Source organism: Brasilonema angustatum (genome assembly GCF_059505445.1).
The window spans coordinates 119,797-140,530 of record NZ_JCACKO010000143.1 but is presented as its reverse complement, the minus strand read 5'-3'; the positions used below and the strand labels follow the sequence as shown (position 1 = coordinate 140,530).

At 42.0% G+C, this 20,734-nt stretch carries 21 protein-coding genes; 11 read left to right on the top strand and 10 right to left on the bottom strand.

All coding sequences use genetic code 11. The features are described from left to right. The first annotated feature begins 84 nt into the window (after positions 1-84). Positions 85-435: a hypothetical protein gene (locus AC5JM2_RS29365; RefSeq protein ID WP_495838633.1), complete on the top strand. Its 351-nt coding sequence runs from the start codon at positions 85-87 to the stop codon at positions 433-435. A gap of 123 nt (positions 436-558) precedes the next feature. Continuing rightward, on the top strand, positions 559-1,338 hold the full coding sequence (locus tag AC5JM2_RS29360; protein WP_495838631.1) for a histidine kinase: 780 nt from the start codon (positions 559-561) through the stop codon (positions 1,336-1,338). A 125-nt stretch (positions 1,339-1,463) separates the two neighbouring features. On the opposite strand, the gene AC5JM2_RS29355 is transcribed toward AC5JM2_RS29360, so the two are convergent. From AC5JM2_RS29355 to AC5JM2_RS29345, 3 genes are all read right to left on the bottom strand, one after another. Then, on the bottom strand, positions 1,464-1,655 hold the full coding sequence (locus AC5JM2_RS29355; protein ID WP_495838629.1) for a YqaE/Pmp3 family membrane protein: 192 nt from the start codon (positions 1,653-1,655) through the stop codon (positions 1,464-1,466). 143 nt (positions 1,656-1,798) lie between these two features. After that, a complete protein-coding gene (locus AC5JM2_RS29350; RefSeq protein WP_495838627.1) occupies positions 1,799-2,212 on the bottom strand; it encodes a phage holin family protein in 414 nt (137 codons plus the stop codon). Between the two features lie 264 nt (positions 2,213-2,476). After that, positions 2,477-2,818, bottom strand: coding sequence for a 2Fe-2S iron-sulfur cluster-binding protein (locus tag AC5JM2_RS29345; RefSeq protein WP_495838626.1), 342 nt, complete (start codon positions 2,816-2,818; stop codon positions 2,477-2,479). 760 nt (positions 2,819-3,578) lie between these two features. On the opposite strand from AC5JM2_RS29345, the gene alaS reads away from it, so the two are divergent. Beyond that, a complete protein-coding gene (gene alaS, locus AC5JM2_RS29340; protein ID WP_495838624.1) occupies positions 3,579-6,221 on the top strand; it encodes an alanine--tRNA ligase in 2,643 nt (880 codons plus the stop codon). Between the two features lie 157 nt (positions 6,222-6,378). Here alaS and AC5JM2_RS29335 read toward each other — a convergent pair whose 3' ends face one another. Together AC5JM2_RS29335 and AC5JM2_RS29330 are read right to left on the bottom strand one after the other, a co-directional pair. Beyond that, positions 6,379-7,392 (bottom strand): 3-oxoacyl-[acyl-carrier-protein] synthase III C-terminal domain-containing protein, encoded by a 1,014-nt coding sequence (locus tag AC5JM2_RS29335; RefSeq protein WP_495838622.1) that lies wholly within the window; start codon positions 7,390-7,392, stop codon positions 6,379-6,381. A 471-nt stretch (positions 7,393-7,863) separates the two neighbouring features. Beyond that, positions 7,864-8,238 carry a DUF4870 domain-containing protein gene (locus AC5JM2_RS29330; protein ID WP_495838620.1) on the bottom strand — a complete coding sequence of 125 codons (375 nt, stop codon included), beginning with the start codon at positions 8,236-8,238 and terminating at the stop codon, positions 7,864-7,866. 333 nt (positions 8,239-8,571) lie between these two features. Between AC5JM2_RS29330 and AC5JM2_RS29325 the strand changes: the two genes are divergently transcribed. The 3 genes from AC5JM2_RS29325 to AC5JM2_RS29315 all read left to right on the top strand — a co-directional run bounded on the left by AC5JM2_RS29325 (position 8,572) and on the right by AC5JM2_RS29315 (position 10,781). After that, a complete protein-coding gene (locus AC5JM2_RS29325) occupies positions 8,572-9,459 on the top strand; it encodes a hypothetical protein (RefSeq protein ID WP_495838618.1) in 888 nt (295 codons plus the stop codon). Positions 9,460-9,539: 80 nt separating this feature from the next. After that, positions 9,540-9,800, top strand: a complete 261-nt coding sequence (locus tag AC5JM2_RS29320; protein WP_495838616.1) for a hypothetical protein — start codon at positions 9,540-9,542, stop codon at positions 9,798-9,800. Between the two features lie 525 nt (positions 9,801-10,325). Beyond that, positions 10,326-10,781 (top strand): protein tyrosine phosphatase family protein, encoded by a 456-nt coding sequence (locus tag AC5JM2_RS29315; RefSeq protein ID WP_495838615.1) that lies wholly within the window; start codon positions 10,326-10,328, stop codon positions 10,779-10,781. 296 nt (positions 10,782-11,077) lie between these two features. On the opposite strand, the gene AC5JM2_RS29310 is transcribed toward AC5JM2_RS29315, so the two are convergent. The 3 genes from AC5JM2_RS29310 to AC5JM2_RS29300 all read right to left on the bottom strand — a co-directional run bounded on the left by AC5JM2_RS29310 (position 11,078) and on the right by AC5JM2_RS29300 (position 13,419). After that, the gene (locus tag AC5JM2_RS29310; protein ID WP_495838613.1) at positions 11,078-12,583 is read right to left on the bottom strand and encodes an aromatic ring-hydroxylating dioxygenase subunit alpha; all 1,506 of its coding nucleotides are present in this window, start codon (positions 12,581-12,583) and stop codon (positions 11,078-11,080) included. Positions 12,584-13,112: 529 nt separating this feature from the next. Then, a complete protein-coding gene (locus AC5JM2_RS29305) occupies positions 13,113-13,286 on the bottom strand; it encodes a hypothetical protein (protein ID WP_495838611.1) in 174 nt (57 codons plus the stop codon). Then, the gene (locus tag AC5JM2_RS29300) at positions 13,264-13,419 is read right to left on the bottom strand and encodes a hypothetical protein (RefSeq protein WP_495838609.1); all 156 of its coding nucleotides are present in this window, start codon (positions 13,417-13,419) and stop codon (positions 13,264-13,266) included. Before AC5JM2_RS29300 ends, AC5JM2_RS29305 begins: the two co-directional genes overlap by 23 nt. A 342-nt stretch (positions 13,420-13,761) precedes the next feature. Here AC5JM2_RS29300 and AC5JM2_RS29295 point away from each other — a divergent pair, with 342 nt between their 5' ends. Together AC5JM2_RS29295 and AC5JM2_RS29290 are read left to right on the top strand one after the other, a co-directional pair. Beyond that, positions 13,762-14,814, top strand: coding sequence for a dipeptide epimerase (locus tag AC5JM2_RS29295; RefSeq protein WP_495838607.1), 1,053 nt, complete (start codon positions 13,762-13,764; stop codon positions 14,812-14,814). Continuing rightward, on the top strand, positions 14,798-15,838 hold the full coding sequence (locus tag AC5JM2_RS29290) for an N-acetyltransferase DgcN family protein (RefSeq protein ID WP_495838605.1): 1,041 nt from the start codon (positions 14,798-14,800) through the stop codon (positions 15,836-15,838). The genes AC5JM2_RS29295 and AC5JM2_RS29290 overlap by 17 nt, the downstream gene beginning before the upstream one ends. 56 nt (positions 15,839-15,894) lie before the next feature. Here the strand turns inward: AC5JM2_RS29290 and AC5JM2_RS29285 are convergent, their stop codons facing one another. After that, positions 15,895-16,200, bottom strand: a complete 306-nt coding sequence (locus AC5JM2_RS29285; protein WP_495838658.1) for a DUF6464 family protein — start codon at positions 16,198-16,200, stop codon at positions 15,895-15,897. A gap of 349 nt (positions 16,201-16,549) precedes the next feature. Between AC5JM2_RS29285 and AC5JM2_RS29280 the strand changes: the two genes are divergently transcribed. Both AC5JM2_RS29280 and AC5JM2_RS29275 read left to right on the top strand, forming a co-directional pair. Then, positions 16,550-17,731: an aldo/keto reductase gene (locus AC5JM2_RS29280; RefSeq protein WP_495838656.1), complete on the top strand. Its 1,182-nt coding sequence runs from the start codon at positions 16,550-16,552 to the stop codon at positions 17,729-17,731. Between the two features lie 199 nt (positions 17,732-17,930). Continuing rightward, entirely contained in the window at positions 17,931-18,695 is a 765-nt protein-coding gene (locus AC5JM2_RS29275; protein WP_495838603.1) for a superoxide dismutase, read from the top strand. A 156-nt stretch (positions 18,696-18,851) separates the two neighbouring features. On the opposite strand, the gene rsmG is transcribed toward AC5JM2_RS29275, so the two are convergent. Next, entirely contained in the window at positions 18,852-19,643 is a 792-nt protein-coding gene (gene rsmG, locus AC5JM2_RS29270; RefSeq protein WP_495838601.1) for a 16S rRNA (guanine(527)-N(7))-methyltransferase RsmG, read from the bottom strand. A gap of 123 nt (positions 19,644-19,766) precedes the next feature. Between rsmG and AC5JM2_RS29265 the strand changes: the two genes are divergently transcribed. Beyond that, a complete protein-coding gene (locus AC5JM2_RS29265; RefSeq protein WP_495838599.1) occupies positions 19,767-20,432 on the top strand; it encodes a glutathione S-transferase family protein in 666 nt (221 codons plus the stop codon). The last annotated feature ends 302 nt before the right edge of the window (positions 20,433-20,734 follow it).

The window sequence follows — 20,734 nt, the reverse complement described above, 5'->3', positions numbered from 1 at the left end:
GCGCTAACAAAATTAAAGACAGTTTGAGTTAAACCCCAACTCAAACTGATACTACGTGTAGACGTAGGGGTCTTAAACCCTTTAATGTACGAGAAAATTCTAGATATAAAAATTGGTCATGTTTTAGCATACGCGCCAAAATCACCAGATGGAATATGGCTCGATGTCGCAGTCTGCGAGATTGTTGAGGAAATTGCAAGCATTGAGCTTGAACGAGCTATACAAACTGGTGTTTACAATAAGTGTCTAGTTGTAACAAAATTAATTGACCAAGGTGAAGTCCAAGAAAGACAATTAGCTCAAACATATCGCAGTTATGCAATTGCAGTAGGGGATACTCATCCCAGAACAGCCGCAATATTACGTCGCATCGCTGATAGTTATAACTCTGATGCTTATAAAGAAGATATTTGGGCAGAGTTAGAGGACTATTGAGAGAAGCCTAGCTAATTATTTTCTACCTAACGGATGTACCACCAGAGAAAATATTGCGTCAACATAAAAGATAGACATAATGTCGATAAATTTGTATAAGTTAAATCTCAACCTGAATTGAAGATGCCTAATAACATAAAAGAGCAAATTACAAACGACCTGCAACAAGCTAAACAAACCGGACAACTCAGAACAGAACGCATTCGAGAAATTGTCAAAGCCGCAGTTTCTCAAGTTGTTTCTGAATTCAAAGAAGGTTCTACAGAACTTCGCACTATTGTGAAAGATGCTGTGAGTACAGTTGTTGAGAACTTGCAAGACAAAGGTGGCGAACTTAAAGAAGAAGTGACGGCGTCTATTGAAGGAGCCTTGGAAGCCGTTAATAGTAAAAGACATGAAAATATTGCAAAAACCCAAGCTGAAGTTAAACAGCTACAAATTAAGTTGGATGAAGAAGAAGATAATATCCAGCGAGAAGTCGATGGAATATTAACAGAAATTCAAGACACAAGTAAAGAAAAATCAGCTAGTTCAAAAACCGCGATTGATTCTGCTGTCGATACTATTAAAGATAGTGAGGAATTTTCACTATTAAAGAAACGCTATGCTCAACTACGAGCACAGTTGGCTATAGTCCAAGCTAACTTAGCTGCACGTTATGGTGGACGTTCTGAGGAAGTGAAGGGACATTTAGACGACGCGAAAAACTGGTTTAACCAAGCGCGTCCACAAGCAGAAGCGGTGGTTACACAGGTACAAGAAAAAAGCTCGCAACTGGATGATAAAATTGGGGAAGCTGGTACGGCGATCGCCAAAAAAGAACGTCAAATCCGACAAATCTTAAGAGAGTTGCTTTTAACAGCGGCTGACAAGATTAAAGATAAAGAACCGATTAATAAATAGAGATAGATTGGTGCTCACAAAAAAGAGTCCGTATTGGCGGACTCTTTTTTGTATTTGAAAACCTGCGGATGCAGGTTTTTTATGTGTCAGCGCCACTTGTTGTCGCTGGGATAATTTACTGGACTTTAGTATACTTCCTCTCCATTCAATTTGTCTTCGTATTTTGCAATAACCCAAACTGCATGAATACTGCCAGGAAGCCAACCTAAAAGTGTTAGCAAAACGTTAATCACTAAAGTCGGACCAATTCCAGCTGTCAAGAAAACACCTAAAGGAGGAATAACCAAACCAAGAACCAAACGGAGTAGTTTCGTCATAATATCACTGCTACTTTTTCAAAATCTGTTTTCACTTACATTTTCCGGAATTAACCAAAATAATAACTCCTCCAGAGGAATTATTTCAATTCGGCATCAAGTAGAGATCAGAAGGTGTCGTCTCTACAACTCATTGCTAACATTTAACTCGAAGGTAGTTGCGCTTTGTCCTTGACGGCATCTTCACTACCAGTTAAAATTCTTCTTTCAGTAAAGTAGTTGTTAATTAAAGTACTAGCAAAAGAAAGAACAACTGGACCAAGAATAAAAGCTATTAATCCGTGAACTTGGAACCCAGGAGCTAAAAAGGCGGCTATTGAGAAACAAATACCGTTAACAACGAGTGAAAATGCTCCCAAGCTTACTAAGTTAAGTGGCAAAGAAAGAGCTGATAGAACTGGCTTAACTGAACCATTCACAAAGCCTATAAGCAAACCAGCAACCAAAGCCGATACAAAGTTACTAATATTGACACCAGGAACAACTAAATCAACAATTAGCAAGCTCAAAGCTGTTATTAGAGTCGTTAAAAATGTTGGCAGTAATGTTGGCGGCATAAATTTTTTCCTAAAAACTAACTAGAGAAGATGTTTTTAGCATCCTTCTTCTATCTTGAAATGATCAGATGCGTGTCAACCTCTCTAGTAAGGTAGATATCCTATTACGCCATTTGGCTAGTTTTGAAAATAATTGAGAGTTAAGTGTTATTAATAAAATAAAGACTTTCTTGTTAGCTAATTATAAAGAAAATATTAAATTTGTAAGGTGCATTACTGTTGGTTAACGTACCCTACACTAACTTTGATAAATGTCCTTTATAACTATTCTGATGGTGCTGCATTTGACTTCAAATAAAGCGATGATTTATACAAAACTTGTTCTTGATGAGTTTCTAAAGTGCAATCCGATAAAGGATAAGCGACACAGGTGATTGTGTAACCAGCTTCCACTTCATGCGGACGTAGAAATTTTTGCTCACTTTGATCAACTTCCCCACTGATGATTTTGGCAACACAGGCGGAACATTCCCCTTGATTGCATCCTGAAGGAAGACGGATACCAGCTTCTTGAGCGATATCAAGAATATATTGATCATCTGGGACTTCAATGGTGCGATCCAATCCGATTTCGGAATTAACGAGTCGAACTTGATAAACTGTCATGTGTGATTATTGTGATTTTTATTTATACGTGATTTACCTTTTTACTCATTCCCAGGCTCTGAACTTTGTTATTGTAGTCGTTATGCGCTCTCGCGTTCAATTGTGATAGGCGCAGCCGTCCCGCAGGCATAGTGTCGCGAATCAATCGATTTATTAGAAATAGTTTTCGATGACTCCTTTACCGCCACAAGAATACCGATTTTAAAACCGCAGAGGAAGCAGAGAACGCAGAGAAAATACGCTTCGCTTGATAAGTAGTTTTACAGTGGGAAGGGCGTAAGACGAAATCCGGATCTAATTACCCTGTTTATTATTTAGTCCGCGTAGGCGGTGAGTCCAGCGCTGCGGGAGGGTTTCCCGACAGCCAGGCGACTGGCGTTAGCGAAGCGGAACCGAAGGTTCTCCCCGAAGGGACTTTGCTTGTGTAGCCGCGACTTCCAGTCGCCAGGGTAAAAAGAGGATTATAAAAGCGGATTTAGTATAAGACGAAAAATCCTGCTTGATTTGGTGAACCAGCGCAAATGATGGATTTCCCCCTACACCCCTACACCCTTACACCCCTAACCTACCCTCTTGTCAAAGGTTAGTGGTCGCAAACTGAAACAAAATGCAAGAATATATAAACGTACTTAATGAGTGCTGACTGAAATCAAGACAATAAGGAGAAAATGACTCAAGATTTTCTTACGAACTTATAATTTATTTTTCAGGACTCGGAACTCAGAAACTTTATTCGTTGATACTATTTTTGTAAATACCCATGTCTGATTATCCCCAATACCTCAGCGGAAACGATATTCGCCAAAAATTCCTTGACTTCTATGCTCAACGGGGACACCAAATTCTCCCAAGTGCTTCCCTCGTACCAGAAGATCCAACCGTACTGCTGACGATCGCGGGGATGCTACCATTTAAACCCATCTTCCTCGGACAGCGGACAAGCGAATTCAAACGTGCTACCACTTCCCAAAAATGCATCCGCACCAATGATATCGAAAATGTTGGACGGACGAAACGGCATCACACATTCTTTGAGATGTTGGGAAACTTCAGTTTTGGGGATTATTTCAAAGAACAAGCCATAGCTTGGGGTTGGGAAATTTCCACAAAAGTCTTTGGTTTACCACCAGAACAACTCGTTGTCAGTGTCTTTGAGGAAGATGACGAAGCTTTTGGAATCTGGCGCGATAAAATTGGTGTTCCGGAAGCACGAATCAAGCGCATGGGGGCTGATGATAACTTTTGGGTATCTGGTGCTACTGGTCCTTGTGGTCCATGTTCAGAAATATACTATGATTTCCACCCAGAACGCGGTGATGACAACATAGATTTAGAAGACGATACTCGATTTATCGAGTTTTATAACCTCGTCTTCATGCAATATAACCGGGATGCTGAAGGAAACTTAACACCACTGGCGAGCAAGAACATCGACACTGGGATGGGTTTGGAGAGGATGGCGCAAATCCTCCAAAGAGTTCCCAACAACTACGAAACTGATTTAATCTTCCCGATTATCAAAACAGCAGCAGAAATCGCTGGGATAGATTACACCAAAGCTGATGAGAAAACCAAAGTCTCGTTAAAAGTGATTGGAGATCATATTCGGGCAATTGTTCACATGATCGCCGATGAAATCCGCGCTTCTAACGTAGGACGAGGTTATATTCTGCGCCGCCTGATTCGTCGGGTTGTCCGTCATGGAAGATTGATTGGAATTCAGGGAGAGTTTACTACTCAAGTTGCTGAGACTGCGATCGCCCTCTCGGAATCAGCTTACCCCAATGTGCGCCAAAGAGAAAACGCCATAAAAGCAGAACTGCAACGAGAGGAATCCCGCTTCCTGAAAACTTTGGAACGCGGTGAAGAACTGCTGGCGGAAATTATCCAGCAGGTGCAAAGCAAAGGCGCAACCCAAATTACTGGTGAAAGTGCTTTCACCTTGTACGATACTTACGGTTTCCCTCTAGAACTGACTCAAGAAATTGCTGCTGAAAATAACCTCACGGTTGATGAGGCGGGTTTTGATGCGGAAATGCAAAAGCAAGTAGAACGCGCGAAGGAAGCACACAAAACAATCGACTTAACAGTACAAGGTTCTCTGGACAAGCTAGCAGAGGATATCCAAGCGACAGAATTTATCGGATACACGCAACCTGTGGCGACATCCAAAGTCGAAGTGTTGTTGATTGGTGGCGTCTCCCAAGAAGAAGCAGAAGCAGGAACAGACGTGCAAATTGTCCTCGACCAAACTCCATTTTATGCAGAGTCGGGAGGACAAATTGGCGATCGCGGTTATCTCTCCGGTGATGGTGTCCTCGTGACAATTCACGATGTGAAAAAAGAATCTGATTTCTTTGTGCACTTCGGACGCATCGAACGCGGTATAATCCGAGTAGGAGATGCTGTGAGCGCCCAAATTGACCAAGCTTGTCGTCGTCGCCTCCAAGCTAACCACACCGCAACTCACCTCTTGCAAGCAGCGTTGAAGAAAATTGTTGATGACTCGATATCGCAAGCAGGTTCGCTGGTGTCATTTGACAGGTTGCGGTTTGACTTCAACTGTCCCCGTGCTTTAACACCAGATGAAATACACCAAGTTGAGGAACTGGTGAACTCTTGGATAGCTGAGGCACATTCTGCCAAAGTGGAAATTTTGCCTTTAGCCGAAGCAAAAGCCAGAGGTGCTGTCGCTATGTTCGGGGAAAAATACGGCGAAGAAGTACGCGTCATTGATTTTCAAGGTGTATCAATGGAATTGTGCGGAGGGACTCACGTCAGTAACACTGCGGAGATAGGCGTTTTCAAAATTATCTCTGAAGCTGGCGTGGCGTCAGGAGTGCGGCGAATTGAAGCCGTTTCCGGTCCTGCAATCCTAGATTACTTGAATGTACGGGATAAGGTCGTGAAAGATTTGAGCGATCGCTTCAAGGTAAAACCCGAAGAACTCCCCGACAGAATTACAACTCTGCAAAACGAACTCAGAACCAGCCAGAAGGAATTAGAAACGCTTAAATCACAACTGGCGATCGCCAAATCAGATAGTTTGCTGCAAACAGTCGAGTCCATCGGCGATTATAAAATTCTCGTCGCCAAAATGGAAGGCGTTGATCCAGAGTCCTTAAAAACTGCAGCCGAACGCTTGCTGCAAAAACTTGGTAATGGTGCAGTGGTGTTGGGTTCTGTTCCAGAAGAAGGGAAAGTGAGTTTAGTTGCAGCTTTCAGTTCAGAAGTGAATAAGAAAGGGTTGCAAGCAGGGAAATTTGTGGGTGCGATCGCCAAAATTTGCGGCGGTGGCGGTGGCGGACGTCCGAATCTTGCCCAAGCAGGCGGACGCGATGCGAGTAAATTACCAGAGGCGTTGGAACAAGCGCAAAATGAGTTGCGATCGGCTTTGGGTTAAGAAATATGTAGATTCCCTAAGATGTCTGTCTTGAAATAGTAAACAAATTATTTTGTAGGGTGGGTTAGGCGAAGCCGTAGTCCATCCTTTTTTTTAGGATTGCACCACAGAGTAAGCAATTTTATATACTATTCGTTACTATTTGTGAATAAAGAGTCTAATATTTGACAGTGAGTGCTGCCCAGGAAAAACCAGCAGCACTACTGGCTAAAACCACTATATTTCCAGGTTTTATTTTCTTGTCTTCTAAAGTTTTTGCTAAGCAAAACATAGTATCTACTGCACCCAAGTGACCATATTCAGGCAAAGAAATTAATGTTTGCTCATCTGTTAAACCTAGAGAGTTTAGAATTCCTTGAGATAAACTCTTTTTGACTTGATTAGTAAATAGGAAATCAACTTCATTGATCTTATAACCACTTTTCTGTAGTGACTTTTGAATGACCTTGCAATAGTTATCTAAATAAAGGTCTGATAATGTTTTTTCCAGTTCTTTAGGATTTGCCACTTTTAAATAACTCAGTTTGCTGTCAATTGGTTGACCAGAAACGGGAAACTTCGTTCCTGCTATAGGCACTTTTATAGAATCAGCTAATTTTCCATTAGTGATGGCATGATAAGAGAGGATTTGATTGCTTGGTTCTCCTTTATTCAAAATTGCTGCTGCTGCGCCATCAGCCATAGTAAATGTTGATAGGCAGTCTTGATCCGAATAATCAAGTAGCATGGATAGTTTATCGCTACAGATAACTAATGCATAATGCAAATCACAATCTGCTAGTAACATATTCCGACAGATATGTATTGCTAGATTGCCGCCATTACAAAAATTTTTGACTTCAAAGGCAAAGGCGTTTTCTGCTCGAATTTCATTTTGAATTTTGGCAGCGGGTGACCAAAATCTGTAGTCGTAGTCTCCAGCTCCACAATAAGCAATCAGATCAATTTCGCTTGGTGTAATTCCTGCCTTATTGATCGCTTCTAAAGCTGCCTTAATTCCCATATCACTTGGATGCTCATCTTTATTGGCAATAGGTTTCTTGTTAATGCCAATTTTCTCACTGAAAACAGACACAGGCAGATGAGCTAGCTTCGCCATTTCCTCACTGGTTAAAATGCCTGAGGGAACATAGTAGCCAATAGATACGATACCAACAGTTTCTGTTTTCATGTCATTTAACTCTCAAATTTATCTCATTTGTGAAACTTCATAAAGGCTCAGTATCTCTAAGCTTATCAAGAGGAGGAAATTTTTAAAGTTTAGATTTATAGCAAGCCTTGCTGTATTCTTAATAGGTGTAATTTCAATTTACTTATGCACTGTTAAAACAAAAATCAGTCGTATAATGCGAATTAGTAATGAATGTTACAAGTTTAACTTCACTTCATAATTCTTTTTTTGTATCATCAATAACTTAAAGCTATATAATTATAGCAATTGTTTAATAAATGATACTTTTTCGGCGTAGCATTTCAGTACCATATACTAAATAAATAGTGTTGCATAGAATGAAATAGCCCTAACTGCAAGGTGCGATTGCGCGAAGCAAGAGACGCCTTTGGCGTATCGCATCCAAAAAATAAAAAAGGGATTCTTGTCAAAATCCCTTTTCCAAAAAAACTTTATCTTAAGTTAATATAATTAGAAAACTCGAAAAATAAATGGGTAACGGAACGGTTGATCAGGGTTGCTGAAACAGTGCAACAGCGCCCAAATTGTCAGTCCCCAGTGCAGTAAAAAGCCGAAAGCAACAACGGGGAAGAACAAAATTCCGCCAAGACCAAGGGTGAGAAAAGATATAATCCCAATTGGAACTCCAATTAATATTGCCCAAAACCAAACATTAAAGTGAAAATTAATAGATTCTTTAGCGTTGCTTTTAACAACAGGATCGTCAGAGATTAAGTTAATTATAATTGGAACACCAATCGAAAATAATGTTGTACTAAAAAAAATCGCCCCATGACACAGAGATGATAACAATTTGCGCTTATCAGAATCGTATGTAACTCGCATCGTTGGTGGCTCCTCAATATCGTTTTCTTATTTTGATTTTAACGATTACCTAAGAAATTTCGCATTACAGTTTACCGTACTCAGAAAGCTTTTGCGTTTTTCCTTAGCTACAGCTTAACTTTGAGTGCGACTTATCAACTACAGGTTATGAGGTTTTCCGAACTCTTACACAGTAGAAGAGAAGTTAAGATCTAACAGGTGTGAATGCGCTCCGCAGCTTTAAGGTCACTCCGAGGTGCTTCCAGCATGGAGTGTCTGGCGAAGATGATCGCACTCGTAGCAACAGACGCGCCGCACGCCTATCGGTAACCAGAAAACAATTGAGGTGTATTTATGAGCAAATCAATTTCTAAGTTAGTTGATGAACTACCTACCAGCAATTTGACCGTTTCTGCATTGCGCGCGCTCGATTTTATTGCTCCTGGTGAGTGGCGAAATGTAGTTGGGTTTGTCAACACGATCAAAACTGTCACTGGCGAAACCGACGAAAGGCTGATTCAACAAATTGGCGAACGAGCAGTTTATCTCTACAACGATCGCTCTCAGGGATACCAAAGAGCAATGTGGCTTTATCAGACCGTTGAACGCACAGATAAAGCACTTGGTGCAGCCGCATTCGCAAACAAAGTGGGTGAGAAAGTTCCCCTTTTGGGTTTTTTAAACCGACTTACTCCCAAAGCTGATAAAGCACAAACCATAGACTTGTGCTTAAAACTAGTTGTTGAATTAGTAGCTTTCTGCCAAATTAACGGTATTCCCGGAAACAGTATTGGGGATTTTGTCAGGTCTTTGGGTGAATACAGCGATGAATCCTTCATCCGCATGGCTGCATTAGTTTGCTTTGATGGTTTGATACCTCTAGGTCCAAACTTCATCAGTACCGCACTATCTAGAATTAATCACACAAGTCCTCAGGAGTTAGAGCAAAACTCAACCTTTCAAAATATCAGAACAGAAATTCCAGGTAACAATTCCAGTAGCAAACTCAACTTTATTGGCGAAAGCTTCAATTCAGTGAGTGGTTGGATGACTACTCTAATTACTTCAAAGCATTTGACACCACAAAAGGTCGCCAACCACTTGCAAAGTTTTGTCGATGTTGCTGATGATAAGCTAGACTTCGTTGCTGCGTTGCTGGATATGTCAACGAATTACTACGAACATACAGGTACACAAACTTTAGCACGTCGATTGATAGAGCGAGCTGCGGCTGAAATTTAACCCAGGTAAATCCGGGTGCTAGCGCCAGCAAGTATCGGATAATAAATTATACTTTAAATTACTTACAAAGGTAGTCAACAATGGGCAGACTCAATCCCTACACTCTACAGATGGAACTTACCCGGATGTTTGAGAACGGGCAATCGTTTTTCGCCACAACAAAAGTGCATGATTGGTTAAAAGAACGCAATCATAATCCCGCAGATTACGATATTCTTTTCCATCAAAAACCAGCACCTCCTGGTTCCAAATCAGTTATGGTTGTTGAAGTTGAATTACGTCGCAAAGATGGACAACCTGTTGATCCGTGGTTGCAAGAACAAGCCAATCTTCATGCTTGATAACGATTATAACGGTTCCCGACCTGGTGAGGTACGTTTTCAAGGCTACTAACTCTACTAAAAAAGATTTGGGTGTACCTCAGTTGCTTAAAAAACGCTATAGCAGTCGTAAATCATTCGTGAACAACAAGATTCCCGACTCCTTTAAAAGTTGTCGGGAATCTGAGGATGCCCAATTTATTCGCTACGCACAGGCACTTTCACACAAATCAAATAGGATTGCTACAGAGCACAAAAGTCCCTCAGTGATCTGTTTTAGTTTTTCCAAAAGTTGCTCATCAGAAAATCTCAGGACTTACGCAACAAGGGAGAATGTCATTGCGAACGGAACGTAGCGAGACCAGCGCTGCAGCAGGGTTTCCCGACCTAGGCGACTGGCGAACCCGAAGGGTGGAGTGAAGCAATCTTGACCTTGAGGAGATTGCTTCGCTGTCGCTCGCAATGACGGAATTACGTTGAAATGCGTAAGTCCTGAATCTCTCTGGTTGAAAACTATCTGTAAGCGATATTTTACCTGTAAATATTATGGATAATAAGATTGAAGACATTTACAATTATATAAAAATTTCAGATTTGATTGCCACTTCAGGACAACCAACAACAAAAGAATTTTCAGCAATTCAACAAGCAGGATATCAAATCGTTGTGAATTTGGCACTACCAGAATCTACCAACGCTTTACCTGAGGAAAAACAAATTGTTGAATCTCAAGGTATGCAGTATGTTCACATTCCTGTTGTTTGGGAAAAACCCACTATTGAAAACGTGAACGATTTTTTTAGCGTCATGGAAGCAAACACCGATAAAAAAGTGTTTGTTCATTGTATTGCCAATAAGAGAGTTTCAGCATTTATCTATCTTTATTGTCGTCTACATGAATATATGAGTGAGGAAGATGCAAAGAAAGAGTTACATAAAATTTGGGTTCCCAATGAGATTTGGCAAAATTTTATAGAACAAGTGATAAAGAATTATCATTGAAAAAAACTTCCAAGTTACGCTCGGATAAACTCTGAATTGAGTGTAGTTAGAGTAGTTTTCTGGTAAATAGACCATACGGGGCGCAAGGCATTGCGCCCATCGTACTGAATGAAGTATATCCGCAGCGTAAAGGCGAACGACCCTTCGCCCTACCCGATGTACCTGATTGAATCGCAAACCGCTATAAATTATGTAGAGTGTGCAAGCTGAGAGTACGAAACTGTTTACAGGGTTTTGGTGCGTTAGTAACACACTCTACAAAATTAAAGTTTTGCATTTTTTTTGCTCCACGTTCCTTAGTCGTTGTGAGCGTGTTTAAACTCATAAACATAGAATAGTCTGCTGAACTTCTTAAGCACATAGCCCACCAGAGCAAATAATATTGCGCTCCCTATTGCCCACCAGAATCCGGCAGATGGGGTAAAAGTTGAAAATGTTGTGGTCATTTGCTCAGAAGCTGTAAGATCTGCTTTGATTGCAATAGCACGTGCGTCCACAAGCACGCCCAAACACAGACAAACAACAGAAGCCAAATAAGCCAGCTTAGTAATGCGATTGATGTTGTTCAGAGCTTTTTGGCAAACCATACACTGTTGTGTATGAGTCGTCCACACGTCAAAAAGCTTTTGCGTGTCTCGCTCTTGGTGGGGAATCTCGTGGTTACATTCTGATACCCAAGGTATATCACCTCCGGCTCTCTCCTCCAGCCATTTACGAAACGCAATGACCATCTTATCTTGGGGATTGGGTGTATAAACAGCATTCAGCCATTTGTCTTTTCCCCGTTTAGCCAAGTTCTTCTGCTGGTAGTGAAGAAGCGCCTGGTCTTGATGCAGGAACAGGGGTGCCAAGACGTGACCCAACCAAACAGGCATAGGTAGAGCAAAGAATGCTATACCTGGCGGGCGCTTCCCTTCCTCATTCTTCACTAACACCTGACATCCAATGTGACGACACCACCCAGGACGAGTAGGGATTGCATACAAAGCAAGGATCATTTGAGTCCCACCCTCGTATGTGGAAGCAATTCTCATGTAACAGGGGGGTTGAAAGTCGTTGATAGTTTGCTTGGCATTTGGGAGAACCGGCGGCTTAACTTCAAAGGAGAAACCTTCTTGTGTAGACATCTCCTTAACCCGAATCATGTCGTAATAGTTGGCATCCTTGTACCTGTTACCTGACATCCCATGGTGGCTGACCGGCACATGAGCAGGATCTGACACATTCTCCATGAAAAAATCCCATCCATATGGTAGGTCGCGCACATACCAAAAAAGCTTCTCTGCTCTGTCTGAATGATTCTCAAGCTCAGAGATAATCCGTGGTGCCTGCAACTGACTTTGGGCCACAGCCTGTGAACCTGACTCTGGCCATACCCACAGCAGACCTTGACGTTCCTGTGTAGGATAAGCAACTGCACATGACTTACTGTCTGCACAATGCTTCGCTTCAGTCTGCTTGTCTTTAGATTGCGGCATGCTGATACATCGCCCTTCGGAGTCAAAGCGCCAAGCGTGGTATGCACACATAAGAGAGCCATCAGACTCAACACGTCCTTCAGAAAGAGGAGCAAGCCTGTGTGGACAAGAATCTTCAAAGCAACGCCATTGACCAGAGCCATCACGCCATAAAACAATATCTTTACCCAATAACTGCATAGCATGTGGGCAAGACGCGTCAAGGAAGTCCACTACTGCTACTGGATACCACTGCTTGCTCCACTGGAATATCCCAACATTTTCTTCTTTAAGTGGCTCAATAGTGTCCCGTGTGTTCTGTTTCAGACTGTTTTCAGTAACCATTGTGATTCCTTTACTTTTTTCTATAAAGGTACTGTAACTAGTCTAACTAGTACTCCAAGGCGTAAATTCGGTTAGGGTGTAAATATAGACTTTTAAGGGGAAGCGTTTGGCAGTATAACCCTATCTAAACTTACGCCGCACTGTACTAGGCGAACGGTTGTCACTCGCTTCTCAAAAGTCAAAATTCAAAGCTATGTCCTCTGAACACGCATTCGCGTTGACTTCGCGGAAGCTGAGCCTGCTTGCATTGAGCGCGGTCGTTGTGTCGAAGCTCAGCTAGTACGTCGAGCGGTTTACATTGAGCGAAGTCGAAATGAGCCGAGACGTCAAAATTCGCTCATTTAAAATTGAAGCACGACCAGGACGCGCTTGTGCTAACTCCTGCCCAGACGCTCTTGTAACAAGTTGCGGAACTGAAGCCTACGCACTGGCTCATGAATCCAGGGGCTTGAATAAAGTTGCTCCGCATTTTTTCTCCATAAATCAATTTAAGTTTAGTACAAGAGTTAACTTCATACCTCCGTTTTTCCTAAATATTAAGCATAATCACTAATTGACAAAAGTAAGATTGTCTTAAAAACTTGCCGATGTAGTCGGGAATACAAGCCCCCACTGATTGAATTCCAAATTCCGAATTATGACTTCTATCTTCAATGTTTGAGCGATCGCGACTCACCAGCTTATGGGTTGGGAATACACTCATCTACCTTGAACCATCGCTTTTTACCACGTGGTAACTTCACTAACACACTACCGGGTTTCCACCAGGGTGAAGGAATAACCAGACCGTTACGACCGTTGGGGAGTTTAACAACTGTACCTGGAACGATAGTCATAAGAGCTTCTGAAAAATAAGAGATATTAAAGCAAATCAAAAAAGTATTCTTTTAGAGCTATATCAATCTCGCTTCTAACTTACAAAAAGGTTGCAGGTATGACTACCCGCAACAGACTTGATTAGAAGTACGGAGAAAATTTTGTTAAGAGAATCTAAAGAATGATCAAAGTCTAGCTAAATCTTTATGTTCGTTTTAATAATTGAAATATTTCTTTACAGATAACGGAATATGAGTAGTGCTTTCCGTTAAACATTAGTCGTGCCACAACGGCACAAACGCTGTAGTATAAGCTTTGATTTGTTGAAAGTAAGCGGTTTGATCGCAATATTACGCGTAATTATGCAAATCAAAGTAGAAAAATTTACTGTCAATAAGCGTTTTCCTTTGACCATTAGTCGTGGTACAACGGCACAAACGACGAATATATGGGTAAGGATTTTGCACGATGGTATCGAAGGCTGGGGGGAAGCATCGCCGTTCAGTGTAGGCACTCATCCGCAATCAACTGAGGTCATAAAAGATGCTTTGCTGCAAGTAGCACCCTCTTTGCAAGCATTCAGTCCAATGCAACGACAAGAAATCGAACAAATATTAAGAAAAGCTTTACTACCCTCATCTGCGATCGCAGCGCTGGATATAGCAATGCACGACTGGTTGGGAAAGCGTGTGGGGCTACCCCTGTGGCAGATTTGGGGACTCAATCGCGATGCCATAGTGCCGACTTCAGTCACAATTGGTATCAATTCGCCAGAAGGGGCAAGGGCGAGGGCGCGAGATTGGCTCGCGTTCACGAATGTCCGTGTTTTCAAGGTAAAGTTAGGTAATCCGGATGGTATTGACGCAGACCGAAAAATGTTAATAGCAGTGCGAGAAGAAGCAGCAGCTAGAGACTTGTACGTTGATGCAAACGGGGGTTGGAGTTTGGAAGATGCTGTATCTATGTGCAATTGGCTTGCCGATATCGGTGTAAAGTATGTAGAACAGCCACTGCCAAAAGGGCAGGAAGAACATTTAGCCGAACTAAAAAGGCTAATTCCTTTACCTATTTTTGTTGATGAAAGTTGCTTCAACAGCTCCAATATTCCCAAATTGGCAAGCTATGTAGATGGGATTAATATCAAACTTATGAAATCAGGGGGTTTAACTGAGGCAATGCGAATGGTACATACAGCACGGGCATATGGGTTGCAAGTGATGTTCGGTTGCTATTCTGACAGTACGCTAGCGAATACAGCAGCAGCACAACTTGCCCCATTAGCTGACTATCTCGACTTGGATAGTCACTTAAATTTAACAGATGACCCTTTTACAGGTGGATACGTGCAGGAGGGGAGAATTTTACCAAACGATTTACCAGGGTTGGGGGTACAGTATAGTGCGTCTGGCGCTTAATCAACGAGTAGCTGTCCTACTACATCAGGAACTTCTGGGACGTCATGGCAAAACTGGGCTGTCAATTTTACGCTACAGTGAAGCCCCAATTGTCGCAGTGATTGACCGCGAATATGCAGGCAAATCTTTAACTGAGTTAACGGGTATCAAGCGTGATGTGCCAATTGTGGCATCAGTTGCAGCAGCGCTGGAATATCAACCTCAGGTTTTGGTTATTGGTATTGCCCCTAAAGGAGGTGTTTTGCCAGATGATTATTGGCATGAACTTAAGAACGCTTTATCAGCGGGAATGTCAATAGTCAACGGTTTGCACACGCCATTGGCAAGTATGCCAGACTTAAAAGCATTACTCAAGCCAGGGCAAGTGATTTGGGATGTACGTAAAGAACCATCTAACTTAGATGTTGCTAGCGCTTTGGCACGTAATCTTGCATGTCAGCGAGTTTTAACTGTGGGTACTGATATGGCAGTCGGTAAAATGTCAACTAGCCTAGAGTTACATTGGGCATCACGCCGGCGGGGTTTGCGTTCTAAATTTATTGCCACAGGTCAAACTGGTTTGATGTTAGAAGGGGATGGTGTGCCATTGGATGCAGTCAGGGTAGACTTTGCCGCTGGTGCTGTGGAACAGGTGGTCATGCGATATGGTAAAAACTACGACATTTTGCATATTGAAGGACAAGGTTCCCTACTGCACCCCGGTTCGACTGCAACGCTACCCTTAATCAGAGGATCGCAACCAACACAGATGATACTCGTTCATCGTGCCGGACAAACTGAGGTGATTAATGGTGTACCGATTCCGCCTTTATCAGAAGTAGTAAAACTTTATGAAACTGTTGCCCGTGCAGGTGGTGCATTTGCATCTGTACCTGTTGTTGGCATATCTTTGAATACAAAAGATTTAGATGAATCACAAGCATTGGATGCTATCGCTCAGACTGAAATAGAAACTGGAATACCCTGTACAGATTCAATACGATTTGGTGCTGATAAATTGTTGAATGCACTGATGCAAGGGTGAAGTCTATCAGGGCGGGGAAAACCCGTCTTTGATGCTTCACCACTTACTACATCAAGCTAGAAGTCAGATGAGCTTTTTTCTCTAGAAACGGTTTCCCTTGCTTGATATAAGCGACAACCTTCACATGGTCCACTGGGGTTGACAGCACAGCGCAGGTAACCAGAACGAGCATTAAATCGGCAGCTGATATCGCCAACAAGGTAACCGACTCCTTCGAGATAATAGCGATCGCTTGTGAGGGCGCTACGTTCTGTGCAATGGCTATCATCGCTGATTCTGCTTTGTTGCACTCGCCCTACAGGATAAATTGTAGCAGCGGCTCGTCTAAACCGTGAACGTGTTCTACCGTGGGTTTTACGCATCAACCACAGGGATAATAGGGACGGTAAGAAACCAATGGCAATAACCAAAAGTATCTCCACTTCAACACCTTCTTTTAATCTCTTTTGTGCGCTGATCGTCTGGTGTTATATCCTCACATTTTAGGGAGAGTACAACCCGTGAGAAATTGCGTGCGGAAGAAACCTAACACTCAAACGAGTGTTGTGTTTGCCGCCACTTTAACCAGCATAACCGTTGTAACCCAAACCGTGGGCTTGGGTTAAAGTAGGTTTAATAAACCTGAATATCGCCTTCAGGTTTTCCTCTCGTTCTCTCATATTTGATCACCGTAGCTGTAATTGTTTTTTGATTTCGCTCATGAATCCACTGATGTTATACAGACGATTTGGACGCACAGAATTAAAAATGCCTGTTTTTTCCTGCGGTGGTATGAGATACCAGTATAAATGGCAGGATGTTTCGCAGTCGCAAATACCCCGTGATAACCAGAAAAATCTAGAAGCAACGATTCGACGGGGAATGGAATTAGGAATTAATCACATTGAAACTGCCCGTGGTTATGGTAGTTCGGAAATGCAGTTAGGGAAAATTTTACCAACGTTTCCTCGTGAGCAGTTAATTGTTCAAACAAAAGTTAATCCTGCAGCAGATCCGAAAGAATTTCAGCGTAACTTTGAAACTTCACTACGAAATCTTCGGTTAGATTATGTTGACTTGCTAGGAATACATGGTATCAATCATCCTGAGTCATTTAACAATAGCATTCGTCCTGGTGGCTGTTTGGATGTTGCAAAAAAACTTCAAGCACAAGGAAAAGTTAGGTTTATCGGCTTTTCCACACATGGTTCAACAGATACTATTATTCAAACCATTCAGACTAATCAATTTGATTATGTCAACTTGCATTGGTATTACATCAATCAACTGAATTGGGCTGCTATTGAAGCAGCAAATAGCCACGATATGGGTGTATTTATTATTAGCCCATCTGATAAAGGAGGGATGTTATATAAACCACCACAAAAATTAATTAATCTTTGCACTCCTTTGAGTCCGATGGTTTTTAATGATTTGTTTTGTCTAAGTCACCCTCAGGTACATACTTTGAGTCTGGGGGCTGCAAAACCACAAGATTTTGATGAACATCTGAAAACTTTAGATTTGCTGGAGAATGCATCTGAAATTTTGTCACCAATTTTGGCACGTCTAGAGGAAGAAGCTATTGCTACCTTGGGTGAAGAGTGGGTGAAAACTTGGCACGTCAATTTACCCACTTTTGAGGAAACACCAGATCAGATGAATATTCCAGTGATTTTATGGTTAAGAAATTTGGCGATCGCCTACGACTTACTGGAGTATGCCAAAATGCGTTACAACCTGCTTGGCAATGCGAGTCATTGGTTTCCTGGTAACAAAGCAGAGGAAATACATAAGCTAGATTTGCGACAATGTCTTAGCCGTAGTCCTCATGCTGACAAAATTCCTCGCCTTCTTGCACAAGCACATCAGATGTTGGCAGGTGAAGCAGTGCAGCGGTTATCGCAAAGTTAAACAGACAAAAAGTACTTTTGGACACAAGCACCAGTATTTATAATGTTAAAAGCATTTTTTAAAACTATGAAAAATCAGTATTAACAATTGATACGTGTTTGGGTCTACTTATGGTTAGAATTGAAAATCGATATAGTTTTTAGTCTCAATTTTCAAAAAACAACAACTAAAGATAACATTTTCTACCACAGTCACTATTATGCCTATTGCTCGTCGTCATTTCTTAGTTTTACTCGGGGCTAGTGCGGGTGCATTTGCTTTAGATTCTTGTGCTTCGGCACAGAATCTGCAAAGCCAAAACAAAATAAGTCCAAATACAAACAATCCAAGTCCAAGCAACACAGGGGCTATCCAATTACCACCGTTACCCTATGCCTACGAGGCGCTTGAACCACACATAGACGCCGAAACAATGCGATTTCATCATGATAAACACCATGCGACTTACGTAAAAAACTTAAACGCAGCATTAGACAAACATCCAGAACTCAAGAATCAAACTGTTGAACAGATGTTGCGTAACCTTAACAGTGTGCCAGAAGATATTCGTAAAACGGTACGCAATAATGGTGGTGGTCATGTGAACCACTCAATGTTTTGGAGAATCATGAAGCAAAACGGTGGTGGAGAACCTAGAGGATCGATTGCAGACGCGATCAAACAAAACTTCGGCAATTTTGCAGCCTTCAAAAATCAGTTTAACGAAGCTGGTACAGGTCGTTTTGGAAGTGGATGGGTTTGGCTAGTCCGCACCAAAGATGGAAAGCTTGCAGTCACAACCACAGCCAATCAGGACAGTCCTTTAAGTAAAGGTAGCTATCCAATTATGGGTAATGACGTGTGGGAACACGCATATTACCTCAAGTACAAGAACAGCCGCGCTGATTACTTGACTGCTTGGTGGAACGTCCTGAACTGGGATGAGATCAATAAACGGTTAGTAGAGGGAGGTAAAGGGGCGTGACAAGGGGACAATAGGAGAGAGGGAAATTTTTCGGCGTTGCCAAATCAAGAAATTTCAAAATTCCCATTGATGTAGAGACGTTGCATGCAACGTCTCTACACGGATTAACTCTCGCCTTCTCTGACTGCCTCACTGTTGCAATCGTCCCATCTCCTCCTATAGTGGTTTTTGAGTAGGAACACCAGCAGGACGGGGAAAATGAACTGGTGTAGTTGCTACCTTCCGTAAGTAAAGACAGTGACGAATGCTTTCACTTAAGGGAGTTGTAAATTTGTCAACTAATTCAATAACACCCCCCAATTGGTCAACAGCATTTTCTAAAGCTTTCGTTTCTTGTTCTGTCCAATTTCCTCGGTAGATAACAGCTAAACCACCCTGCTTAAGTAATGGCAGGGCATATTCAGCACACACAGAAGCTGTCCCTACAGCGCGAACTAGGGCGACATCATAATTTTGTCGGTGCTGGGCTTGTTGACCGACTTCTTCAGCTCTACCAGTCAAAGTTATAACGTTGGTCAAATCAAGCGCAGCCCTTGTTTCTTCAAGAAACACAATCTTTTTTCGAGTAGAATCAAGTAAAATTACAGTACTATTAGCTACAGCCATAGCAACTGGAAATCCCGGAAAACCCGCACCCGTACCGATGTCAATAACAGATAGGGGAGTAGAGGAAGTGGGGGAAGATAGGGAGGTGTTTTCTCCCTCTACTCCGCCAACTCCTCCATCTTTGAGAATGGGCGCTATTCCTCGCAGAGAATCCCAAAGATGCTTTTCCCAAAATTCTTGGGCGTCGGTAATGCGAGTCAGGTTGAATTGGTTGTTACCCTGTAATATGAATTCGTAAAGTTGTTGGAATTGCACTTGCTGTTGGACAGTAGGAGTCCATTGGAGAGTTTCCTGCCAAATATTTGCCATATCCGGCAAAGAAGGCAATTTTAAGTTGTTCACAGTAACACAAATAGCTTTGAATTATATCCCAAGTTTTGTTTGTTTATTGTTAGAGTCATTTCATTGAGTGTAGGGTATAGGGTAACAATGCCCACTTTATTTATAAAACTGTAAGTTTTTCCTATGTTGAGGCTGTATCACGATCCCATTTCTCCAAATTCGCGCCGTGTCTGGATTACTCTGTTGGAGAAAGAACTTGAGTTTGAGTTGGTGGAGGTGAAACTGAATGGCGAACAGTTTCAACCAGAATTTCTGGCGCTTAATCCCTTCCACCATATTCCAGTTTTAGTAGACGACGGCTTTAATATAGTGGAATCTCTGGCAATTTTAGATTATTTAGAGGCAAAGTACCCCAAGCCTGCGATGTTGCCAACTGATGCGAAGGATTTGGCGATCGCCCGAATGGTACAACTCGTTACCGCGAATGAGTTGTTCCCTGCTATATCTCCACTGTTTCCGGTGATATTAGGCTTAGGAGAAGGAAATCCTGAAAAAATCGAAAAGGCAAAGCAGAAAGTCTCAACGGTACTGAAGTTTTTTGAGAATCTATTAGATGAACGCCCTTACTTTGGCAGTCAAAACCTAACTTTAGCCGAGGTTGTGGCTGGAACTGTAGTACCCTGGTTGCCGAGAGGGGGTGTGTCCTTGAGTGATTATCCAAAATTAAGTGCTTGGTGCGGTCGCTTGATGGCACGTCCGGCGTGGCAAACTACTGAGGCTACACCCGAGATGATCGAAGCGTTTAAGTCTCGCATCGCGGCAAGAATGGGGCAGACACCTACAAACTAGTATAAAATTGCATTCGTTACCCGATGACTGTTACGGTTCTCCAATCTTGTGGGATGGGATTAGCGCCTATCCTATATCGTGCAAGGTTAGAAGCTTACCCCACAAGATTTGTCGCTATATACAAGAGGTTTAGTTTTTTAGAAAACTAAACCTCTTGTATAAATTAAATTTTTGCCCATTTTTATTAACTTGAGATGAAAGTCTAAAAATGGCATAGTATCTGTAAATTTTTTTAACCAAGAAGTTCTCTGAAAACGATTTGGAGGATTTAACTTTGCAGTCCGGAGATAAAAATGATTTAA

Excerpts from the sequence above, each read along its gene's own strand:
- AC5JM2_RS29285 (WP_495838658.1), bottom strand. The coding sequence starts at position 16,200 with ATGCGTAAAACCCACGGTAGAACACGTTCACGGTTTAGACGAGCCGCT.
- AC5JM2_RS29345 (WP_495838626.1), bottom strand. The coding sequence starts at position 2,818 with ATGACAGTTTATCAAGTTCGACTCGTTAATTCCGAAATCGGATTGGAT.
- AC5JM2_RS29280 (WP_495838656.1), top strand. The coding sequence starts at position 16,550 with ATGTTATACAGACGATTTGGACGCACAGAATTAAAAATGCCTGTTTTT.
- AC5JM2_RS29325 (WP_495838618.1), top strand. The coding sequence starts at position 8,572 with ATGAGCAAATCAATTTCTAAGTTAGTTGATGAACTACCTACCAGCAAT.
- AC5JM2_RS29355 (WP_495838629.1), bottom strand. The coding sequence starts at position 1,655 with ATGACGAAACTACTCCGTTTGGTTCTTGGTTTGGTTATTCCTCCTTTA.
- AC5JM2_RS29295 (WP_495838607.1), top strand. The coding sequence starts at position 13,762 with ATGCAAATCAAAGTAGAAAAATTTACTGTCAATAAGCGTTTTCCTTTG.
- alaS (WP_495838624.1), top strand. The coding sequence starts at position 3,579 with ATGTCTGATTATCCCCAATACCTCAGCGGAAACGATATTCGCCAAAAA.
- AC5JM2_RS29310 (WP_495838613.1), bottom strand. The coding sequence starts at position 12,583 with ATGGTTACTGAAAACAGTCTGAAACAGAACACACGGGACACTATTGAG.
- AC5JM2_RS29315 (WP_495838615.1), top strand. The coding sequence starts at position 10,326 with ATGGATAATAAGATTGAAGACATTTACAATTATATAAAAATTTCAGAT.
- AC5JM2_RS29275 (WP_495838603.1), top strand. The coding sequence starts at position 17,931 with ATGCCTATTGCTCGTCGTCATTTCTTAGTTTTACTCGGGGCTAGTGCG.
- AC5JM2_RS29300 (WP_495838609.1), bottom strand. The coding sequence starts at position 13,419 with ATGACTATCGTTCCAGGTACAGTTGTTAAACTCCCCAACGGTCGTAAC.
- AC5JM2_RS29320 (WP_495838616.1), top strand. The coding sequence starts at position 9,540 with ATGGGCAGACTCAATCCCTACACTCTACAGATGGAACTTACCCGGATG.
- AC5JM2_RS29365 (WP_495838633.1), top strand. The coding sequence starts at position 85 with ATGTACGAGAAAATTCTAGATATAAAAATTGGTCATGTTTTAGCATAC.
- AC5JM2_RS29335 (WP_495838622.1), bottom strand. The coding sequence starts at position 7,392 with ATGAAAACAGAAACTGTTGGTATCGTATCTATTGGCTACTATGTTCCC.
- AC5JM2_RS29330 (WP_495838620.1), bottom strand. The coding sequence starts at position 8,238 with ATGCGAGTTACATACGATTCTGATAAGCGCAAATTGTTATCATCTCTG.
- AC5JM2_RS29305 (WP_495838611.1), bottom strand. The coding sequence starts at position 13,286 with ATGAGTGTATTCCCAACCCATAAGCTGGTGAGTCGCGATCGCTCAAAC.
- AC5JM2_RS29265 (WP_495838599.1), top strand. The coding sequence starts at position 19,767 with ATGTTGAGGCTGTATCACGATCCCATTTCTCCAAATTCGCGCCGTGTC.
- AC5JM2_RS29360 (WP_495838631.1), top strand. The coding sequence starts at position 559 with ATGCCTAATAACATAAAAGAGCAAATTACAAACGACCTGCAACAAGCT.
- AC5JM2_RS29350 (WP_495838627.1), bottom strand. The coding sequence starts at position 2,212 with ATGCCGCCAACATTACTGCCAACATTTTTAACGACTCTAATAACAGCT.